Origin of the sequence: Tepidicaulis marinus, assembly GCF_000739695.1 — a bacterium.
Classification (GTDB): Bacteria; Pseudomonadota; Alphaproteobacteria; order Parvibaculales; family Parvibaculaceae; genus Tepidicaulis; species Tepidicaulis marinus.
Map to the genome: position 1 here is coordinate 21,632 of NZ_BBIO01000024.1, position 8,864 is coordinate 30,495.

Annotated in this window: 7 protein-coding genes; 3 read left to right on the forward strand and 4 right to left on the reverse strand. The window is 61.2% G+C overall.

Annotated features, from left to right (window positions below; translation table 11 throughout):
* The first annotated feature begins 69 nt into the window (after nt 1-69).
* Complete coding sequence (locus M2A_RS15900) at nt 70-807, forward strand: SIMPL domain-containing protein (protein WP_052379561.1); 738 nt, start codon at nt 70-72, stop codon at nt 805-807.
* Nucleotides 808-930: 123 nt separating this feature from the next.
* Nucleotides 931-2,046 carry a DJ-1/PfpI family protein gene (locus M2A_RS15905; protein WP_045449552.1) on the forward strand — a complete coding sequence of 372 codons (1,116 nt, stop codon included), beginning with the start codon at nt 931-933 and terminating at the stop codon, nt 2,044-2,046.
* On the opposite strand, the gene panD is transcribed toward M2A_RS15905, so the two are convergent.
* The 4 genes from panD to M2A_RS15925 all read right to left on the reverse strand — a co-directional run bounded on the left by panD (nt 2,043) and on the right by M2A_RS15925 (nt 7,238).
* Nucleotides 2,043-2,390 (reverse strand): aspartate 1-decarboxylase, encoded by a 348-nt coding sequence (gene panD, locus M2A_RS15910; RefSeq protein ID WP_045449554.1) that lies wholly within the window; start codon nt 2,388-2,390, stop codon nt 2,043-2,045. The two genes, M2A_RS15905 and panD, sit on opposite strands and share 4 nt — an antisense overlap.
* A gap of 184 nt (nt 2,391-2,574) precedes the next feature.
* Nucleotides 2,575-4,575, reverse strand: a complete 2,001-nt coding sequence (gene rpoD / locus M2A_RS15915; RefSeq protein ID WP_045449556.1) for an RNA polymerase sigma factor RpoD — start codon at nt 4,573-4,575, stop codon at nt 2,575-2,577.
* A gap of 184 nt (nt 4,576-4,759) precedes the next feature.
* Nucleotides 4,760-6,670, reverse strand: coding sequence for a DNA primase (gene dnaG / locus M2A_RS15920; RefSeq protein ID WP_045449558.1), 1,911 nt, complete (start codon nt 6,668-6,670; stop codon nt 4,760-4,762).
* Nucleotides 6,671-6,782: 112 nt separating this feature from the next.
* Nucleotides 6,783-7,238: a GatB/YqeY domain-containing protein gene (locus M2A_RS15925; protein WP_045449560.1), complete on the reverse strand. Its 456-nt coding sequence runs from the start codon at nt 7,236-7,238 to the stop codon at nt 6,783-6,785.
* Between the two features lie 365 nt (nt 7,239-7,603).
* On the opposite strand from M2A_RS15925, the gene carA reads away from it, so the two are divergent.
* On the forward strand, nt 7,604-8,764 hold the full coding sequence (carA, locus tag M2A_RS15930; protein ID WP_045449562.1) for a glutamine-hydrolyzing carbamoyl-phosphate synthase small subunit: 1,161 nt from the start codon (nt 7,604-7,606) through the stop codon (nt 8,762-8,764).
* Nucleotides 8,765-8,864: the final 100 nt, after the last annotated feature.

The window sequence follows — 8,864 nt, forward strand, 5'->3', positions numbered from 1 at the left end:
TTTGTCTCAATCGCCCGCCATGCTGCGCGCGTCACGAAACGGGTCCGCGACAATCCAAAGGGGTTTCCAATGCCACAGACGGCGCAAAAAAACACAGCAAAATTCCTGAGCGCTTTCGCCGCCCTCATCATTCTGGCAGGCGGCGCGCTGGCGGCTCATGCCGAAGACGCGCCTTTCCGCCGCACGATCCAGGTATCGGGCGAAGGCAAGATCAACGCCGTGCCCGACACCGCTCATATCAATTCCGGCGTCGTTACGGAGGCGAAAACCGCCCGCGAGGCGCTGACCGCCAACACCGAGGCCATGAACAAGGTCTTCGCTGCGCTGGAAGAAATCGGCATCGAGAAGCGCGACGTCCAGACCTCCCAGTTCAACATCAATCCGGTCTATACCTATCCCGAACGCGGCTCGAACGAAGTGCCGGTCATCAAATCCTACCGCGTGACGAACGCGCTTTCCGTGCGCCTGCGCGATACGGACAAGATCGGCGCGGTGCTCGACAAGCTCGTCACCGTCGGCTCGAACCGGGTGAGCGGTGTGGGGTTTGAAGTTTCCAACGCCAAAGCCATGCTGGACAAGGCCCGCGAGGACGCGGTGAAAGACGCGCTGCGCAAGGCGAAAATCTATGCGGCCTCCGCCGGCGTCGTGCTCGGCCGCGTGCTCACCATCAATGAAGGCGGAAGCTATGTGCCCCAACCGAAAATGATGATGCGCGCGGCGATGGAAGATTCAGGTTCCTCCGTGCCCATCGCCTCGGGCGAACAGGAACTGACGGCGAGCGTCAACCTGACCATCGAAATCGAATAAGAGAGTATCTGCCCCGGTTTCCGCACGGGCCCCGCGCCCGGCGGAAATCGAGGGGTTATTGTCCTTGTGCGAACGCGCCTCCTGCCGCGATTCTGGTTCCGCACCAACCACGGGACCTGACCTATGAAATCCCTCGCCGCGCCCCTTCTCTGCCTCTTTCTTCTCTGTGCCTTCCCCCTCGGCCTCTCCGCCGAAACGGGGCAAAGCGCGGAGGCAATCCAGCCCAAGCCGGGCCGCGCGGCGCTCGTCGTTGCGGTTCTCGCGCAGAATACAGGCACGGAGATTACGGATTTTCTCGTTCCTTACGCCCTCCTTTCCCAAGCTCCCGGCACAAAGGTATTTGCCGTTTCCGGGGAGCCGGGGCCCATCTCCTTTTGGCCCGCGCTGAAAGCGGAACCCGACATGGACCTGGCAAAATTCGATAAAGCCTGGCCGGACGGCGCGGATCTCATTGTGGTGCCCGCCGTTCACGATCCCGCCGACAAGCGCCTGACAGCCTGGCTGCGCCAGCAGGCTGCGAAAGGCGCTTTCATCGCCTCGATCTGCGACGGCAGTCTTTTGCTGGCGGAAAGCGGCGTGCTCGACGGACACGAGGCGACGGGGCATTTTTATACCGAAGACAATCGCCGCACCGATTACCCGCACGTCACCTGGCTGGCCAACCGGCGCTATGTGGAAGATGGCCGCTTCCTCACCTCCTCCGGCGTCAGCGCCTCACTGCCCGCCTCACTGCGCCTTGTGGAGCGGATCGCCGGGCGCGGGCAAGCGCAAAGACTGGCCGCCCGCTATGGCATTGCCTCTTACGGGCCCGGTCATGACAGCGATAGTTTCAATGTCGGGTTTGGCGAAATCCGCACCGCGCTCACGAACTTTCTTTTCGGCTGGCCGCGCAGCACCTATGCCGTGCTCGGCAAGGACGGCATGGATGAAGTAGACCTTGCCTTCGCGGTCGATATGGGCGCGCGCAGCTGGGAATCCTCATCCGCGCTTGCCGGCGCCGCCGCCTCCTATAGAAGCGCGCACAGCCTGCGCTTTTACCCGGATATGAGCATGGAAGACGCGCAAGATGCGCTCACCCTCGCCCTGCCGGGCGACACACGCAAAGCAGACATCACACTTACCGATAGCACCAGCTTGCGTACCGATATGCTGAAAGTACTGGAAAAGGAGCACGGCGCGGCAACCGCCGGTTTCATCGCCACGCAGATCGAATACCCGCTGGAAAACAAAACCCCTTAAAGCGGCTCGTTCCCCTCGCCCATCAGGACGACGCGGGGTTCGTGGCTTTCCGCTTCCGCCGCGCTCATCTGCGCATAGGCGATGATGATGACGAGATCGCCCGCCTGCGCCTTACGCGCCCCGGCGCCATTAATGCCGATCATGCGCGAGCCTGCCGGCGCTTCGATGGCATAAGTCGTGAAGCGTTCGCCATTATTGATGTTGAGCACATCCACCTGTTCGTTCGGCAAAATGCCGGAACGCGCCAGAAGATCCTTATCGATGGAGATCGAGCCTTCGTAATGAAGGTCGCATTGCGTCACCACCGCGCGGTGCAGTTTGGCTTTGAGCATGGTGAGATTCATCGGGGCACTCCCAAGTGTCGAAACCTACGCGGCGGGCACCGCCCCTTGCGCAAACGCGGCGCACCATATAGCCGCCCTGCCAGCGCCGCAACCGTTTCGGGGCGTCAATGCTGCAAAGAAACCATCAAAAAACCCCCGGCGCCGCGCGGGTGCCGGGGGTTCCTGTTTGCCGTTGCGGCAAAGATCAATTGTCGAGGAAGGAGCGCAGTTTGCGGCTGCGGCTCGGGTGCTTCAGCTTGCGCAGCGCCTTTGCCTCGATCTGGCGGATACGCTCGCGCGTCACCGAGAACTGCTGGCCGACTTCTTCCAGCGTGTGGTCGGTATTCATGCCGATGCCGAAGCGCATACGAAGCACGCGCTCCTCGCGCGGGGTGAGAGAGGCGAGAACCCGCGTCGTCGTCTCGCGCAGGTTCGAGTGAATGGCCGCATCGATGGGCAGCACCGCATTCTTGTCTTCGATGAAATCGCCGAGGTGACTGTCTTCCTCATCGCCGATGGGCGTTTCGAGCGAGATCGGTTCCTTGGCGATCTTCAGCACTTTGCGCACTTTTTCCAGCGGCATGGCGAGTTTTTCGGCCAGTTCCTCCGGCGTCGGCTCGCGGCCGATTTCGTGCAGCATCTGGCGCGAAGTGCGCACCAGTTTGTTGATCGTCTCGATCATATGCACCGGAATACGGATGGTGCGCGCCTGGTCGGCGATCGAACGGGTGATCGCCTGACGGATCCACCAGGTGGCATAGGTCGAGAATTTGTAACCGCGGCGGTATTCGAATTTGTCCACCGCCTTCATCAGGCCGATATTGCCTTCCTGAATGAGGTCGAGGAACTGCAGACCGCGGTTCGTATATTTTTTGGCGATGGAAATCACGAGGCGCAGGTTCGCTTCCACCATTTCCTTCTTGGCCTGGCGCGCCTCGCGCTCACCCTTCTGCACCGTGTGGACGATGCGGCGGTATTCGCCGATGTCGAGACCGGTTTCCTGCACCAGTTCCTGAATTTCCGCGCGCAGGGTTTCCAGCGTGTCTTTTTCTTCCTTGGCAACGGAAGACCAGCCCTTGGCTTTCAGCTTGGCCACGCGCTCGACCCAGTTCGGGTCCATCTCGTTGCCGTAATATTGCGCCAGAAACTCTTCGCGCTTCACGCCGTGGCTTTCGGCAAGGCGCAAGAGGCGCCCTTCCAGCATCATCAGACGCTTGTTGATGGCGTAGAGCTGCTCGACCAGCGAGTCGATACGGTTGTTGTTGAGCGAAAGGCTTTTGACTTCCTCGACGATCTCATCGCGCAGCTTCTTGTAGCGCTTCACTTGCGCCGAAGAGAGGTCTTCGTTCTGCAGCACAAGCTCGTGCTTCTGGTCCTGCAGCTTGCGCAGTTTTTTGTAGTTGGAGGCAATGGCATCGAAAGTTTCCAGAACTTTCGGCTTCAGTTCCGCTTCCATGGCGGCGAGGGAGAGCGAGTTCTCGTTATCCTCGTCGTCATCGTCGTCGTTTTCCTGAACCTCGTATTGTTCCTCGACCTCGCGCCCTTCCGCTTTCGCTTTCTCGCGTTCGAGCGCGGCCTGGCTGCGGTCGATCTTTTTCGCATCGGGCCCGGCATAGGTCGCATCGAGGTCGATAATGTCGCGCAGCAGAATCTTGCCGTCGTTCAGCTCGTCGCGCCAGATGATGATGGCCTGGAAGGTAAGCGGGCTTTCGCAGAGCCCGGCGATCATGGTTTCGCGGCCGGCCTCGATGCGCTTGGCGATGGCGATTTCGCCTTCGCGTGAGAGCAGCTCGACGGAGCCCATTTCGCGCAGATACATGCGCACCGGATCGTCCGTGCGCTCCAGCGTCGTGGAGGTGCTTTCGCTCTTCGTAACGGCGGAAGAGGCAGCCTTGGCGGGAACGCCGCCTTCTTCCTCGTCATCGTCTTCTGCCGCGCTTGCTTCTTCGCTGCTGTCTTCCGTCTCGTCGTTCTCGACCACGGTGATGCCCATTTCGGAGAGCATCGCCATCGTGTCTTCGATCTGTTCGGAGGAAAATTCTTCGGACGGCAGAACTTTGTTCAATTCGTCATAAGTGACCCAGCCGCGCGCCTTGGCAGCCTTGATCATCTTTTTTACGCCGGCATCGGACATGTCCAGAAGCGGGCTGTCGCTGCTCTCCGCCGAGGATTCCGTCTCTGCCGTTTCGGCCGTCTTGCTCGCCATTCAACGATCTCCGATCATGCACCATGGATCATGACCATAAAGCACGAGGCCTTTCGCGACCCTTTATGTGGACGATCTAGTCCGGTCGCGCACGCTTGCCAGTTGTGCCGTGTGGTTTAAGGCTTTTTCCCAACCCCTCCTAGGAATAGCCCGTTATATTTCATGACCCGCAGCTATGTTGTGCCTATTCGCTGTTCGAGAATCCGCCAAGCTCCGCCTGCACGGCTTTCAGCCTTGCCAGATTCTCTTCGGTCATCTCCTCAGCCAGTGCTCGTTCAGCCGCCTTCAATTCGGTTTGTAAATCCGATGCGTGCCTGTGCCGGTGAAGCAAGTGAAGGAACCCGTGTTCCGCTTCTTCAACCGAGGCATCGATCCGGGCAAACCGTTCGCTCATAAGCGAGGGCGCGTGCGTCAACCGCCGGGCGAGTTCCGAAAAACCCCTGTGATTCAAATGGTCCCCCAGCGCTTCCCTTTCAAGAGGCGCATGGAGGGCGGCTATATCTATGATTTCATTGCGTATTTTGTCAAGCTCGCGATCCTCGAATTGCAGATGCGCGAATTCCTCGCAATAGCGCTCCAAAAGCGCGGGATGGTTGAGGAGCGTGGCGGTGAGTAGCATCTCCCGGTTGCGCCGGCCCGGATCCCCGCCCCGCACCAGCGCGCTGCGCCGGAGTTCCGGCGAGGCAGGCGGCATAAATCCTTGAAAACGCCCGGACTTTCCCCCCTGCCCGCGCCGGTTGCCGGGCCCCTGCCCCTGCCAGCGCCCGCCGCCGCGTCCTGGCTGAAAACGGTTCTGCCCCTGCCCGGCAAAGCCGCCGGAGGGCGTGGGCGAGAAAAGAGTCCTAAGCCGCTCGCGCAGCGCCGTTGCATAATGGCCGCGCACACGCGGTTCCTGAATGGCCTGGGCAACAGCCTCGATGCGCGCTTCCAGCTGCGCGCGCCGCTCCGGCGTGTCCCAGCGCCCGCCTTCCATCTCCTTGTCCCAGACCATATCGATCAGCGGGCGGGCCTTCTCCAGCACCGCGCGCATCGCCTCCGTTCCCTCTTCCTTGATGAGGTCGTCCGGGTCTTTGCCCTCCGGCAGAAGCGCAAAGCGCAAGGAATGGCCGGGCCGCAGCAATGGCAAGGCCCGCTCCACCGCCCGGAAAGCCGCCTTCACCCCTGCCTTGTCCCCGTCGAAACAGAGAATGGGTTCGGGCGCCAGACGCCAGAGAAGATCGATCTGGTTTTCCGTCATCGCCGTGCCGAGCGGGGCGACCGCATGTTCAAAGCCTGCCTGCGCCAGCGCAATGACATCCATATAGCCTTCGCAGGCGATGACGGTGCCTGCGTCATAAGCGGCTTTGCGCGCGCGGGCGTAGTTGTAAAGCACATGGCCTTTGTGAAAGAGCGGCGTTTCGGGCGAGTTGAGATATTTCGCCCGCGCATCCGGATCGAGCGCCCGCCCGCCGAAAGCAATGACGCGCCCGCGCGCATCTTCGATGGGAAACATCAGCCGGTTGCGGAAGCGGTCGTAGGGTTCCTTGATGTCCTCGCCGCCGATAATGAGCCCGGCTTCGATCATCTGGGAAATCTTGACGCCCTGCGCCTGCAGCGTTTTGAGCAGCCCGTGGCGCTGATCGGGCGCATAGCCGAGGCCAAAGCGCTCTACCGTCTCCGCTTTCAGGCCCCGGCGCTGGAGATAGGCGCGCGCCTCGGCGCCGTGCCCGCGCGTCAGTCCGGCGCGGAAATAATCCTGCGCCATTTTCATGACGTCGATGAGCCCGGTCTGCTGCTTTTCCCGCTCGGCGGCGCGCGGGTCGCGCTGGGGCATTTCAAGCCCTGCCTCCGCCGCAAGCCGTTCCACCGCTTCCAGGAAGCTCAGATTCTCGGTCTTTTCCAGAAACTTGATGACGTCGCCATGCTCGCCCGTCGAAAAGCAATGATAGAATTGCTTTTCATCATTCACCGTGAAGCTCGGCGTTTTTTCATTGGAAAAGGGCGACAGGCCCATGAACTCCCGGCCATGGCGCTTGAGCTTGACCTTCCGGCCAACCACATCCGAGACGCGGATGCGGGCCTTCAGCTCTTCCAGGAAGGATTTCGGGAAACTCATCGCTCAAGCCCATGAGAAAGACGGCGCGCCCTGCGCCAGAAGCGGCCCGCCATATCGCCCTCAGCATAGCCCAATCCGCAGGCGCGCGAACAGAAGGCCGGAGTTCCCAGCCTCAGGCGCTCAAAATCGCTTTGACCGAGGCCCCCGCCTTGCCGAAATCCATCTGCCCGGCATAGCGCTTTTTCAGTTCGCCCATCACCTTGCCCATGTCTTTCAGGCTTTCCGCGCCAAGGTCGCTGACGACGCCCTGCACCGCTTCCTTGACCTCATCTTCGGAAAGCTGCTTGGGCAGGAATTCCTGAATGATGGTGATTTCCTCGCGCTCCTGCTCGGCCAGCTCCAGGCGCCCGGCCTGCTCATAGGTCGTAACGGACTCGGTGCGCTGCTTGATCATCTTGGCCAGAATATCGAGGATTTCCTCGTCCGAGACGCCGTCGGGCTTGCCCGCGGTGCGCGCGGCGATATCGCGGTCCTTGATCGCCGCCTGCATCAGGCGGAGCGTTGCAACGCGCCGTTTATCCTGCGCCTTCATCGCCTCTTTCAGCGCCGCATTAAACTGGTCGCGCATTCCCTGCCTCTCGCTCTCATGCCCGCCGCCCCTGACAAGGGGTAAAGACTCACCGGCAAGCTCTAAAGGAAGCGAGAAAGCTATCTCAAACCGGGCGCTGGCGCAATCCGCCATAGCCCCGCTAAGCTTTTGGAATTAAAGCGCTTTTCTTTTCGCCTAGAGGGTTGACGCTTTGCCCGGCTTCCCTTAGGTTCCGCGCAATTTGCGCTTGGGGGCAGCCTGGCTCCCGCCCCTCCTCAGGAGAATAGTATGATCGGCCCGAAGCCACAGATGCGGGAACCCGTTTGCGAGGTTTCCCGGCAGAGTCGGCTGCCCGGATGCCGGATGCTCCAGGGCAGCGCCCATAAAGCTCAAGGAGACAGAACATGACGAAGCGGCTTCCCACAGCCCTTCTGGTCCTGAAGGACGGCACCGTCATCGAAGGCATGGGCCTGGGCGCGACCGGCAGCGCGGTCGGCGAAGTCTGTTTCAACACCGCGATGACGGGCTACCAGGAAATCCTCACCGACCCTTCTTATGTCGGCCAGATCATCACCTTCACCTTCCCCCATATCGGCAATGTCGGCGCCAATGACGAGGATATCGAAACCTCGAACCTGGCAGCCGCTTCCGGCGTGCGCGGCGCGGTGCTCCGGGCCGACATCACGAACCCGTCGAATTACCGCGCGGCCCTGCATTTCGATGAATGGTTGAAGCGGCGCGGGATTATCGCCATTGCCGGGATCGACACCCGCGCGCTCACCGCGCGCATCCGCGAGGAAGGCATGGTCGATGCCGCCATCGCCCATGATCCCACGGGCAAATTCGACAAGGACGCGCTCCTCAAAGAGGCCCAGGGCTTCCCCGGCCTTGAAGGGCTCGATCTTGCAAAGGATGTGACCTGCGGCCAGTCCTATAGCTGGGATGAAACCCGCTGGGCCTGGAACGAGGGATATGGCCGGCTCGAAAATCCGCGCCATCACGTCGTCGCGCTGGATTACGGCGTCAAACGCAACATCATGCGCTGCCTGGCGAGCACCGGTGTCAAAGTCACCGTCGTGCCGGCAACGACCAGTGCGGATGATGTGCTTAGCCTGAAGCCCGACGGGATTTTCCTTTCCAATGGACCGGGCGATCCCGCAGCAACGGGCGCTTACGCCGTGCCGCAAATCCAGAAACTCGTGGAAAGCGGCAAGCCCGTTTTCGGCATTTGCCTCGGCCATCAAATGCTCTCCCTCGCGCTCGGCGCAAAGACCGTGAAGATGCGCCAGGGCCATCACGGCGCCAACCATCCGGTGAAGGACTTCACCACCGGCAAAGTGGAAATCACCTCGATGAACCACGGCTTCACGGTGGACCGGGACAGCCTGCCCGCCAGCGTCGAGGAGACCCATGTCTCTCTCTTCGACGGCACCAATTGCGGCATCCGCCTGAAGGACCGCCCGGTCTTTTCCGTGCAATACCACCCGGAAGCCTCCCCCGGTCCCCAGGACAGTCATTACCTCTTCGACCGCTTCGTACGGATGATATCGGAGGCGAAGGGCTGAGGCATGATGGCAAGCGGCGCAACATACGGCACGCACCCCCTCACCCAACCCTCTCCCCCAAGGGGGAGAGGGGGAAGAGGGCTTGGCGCATTCATTCCCT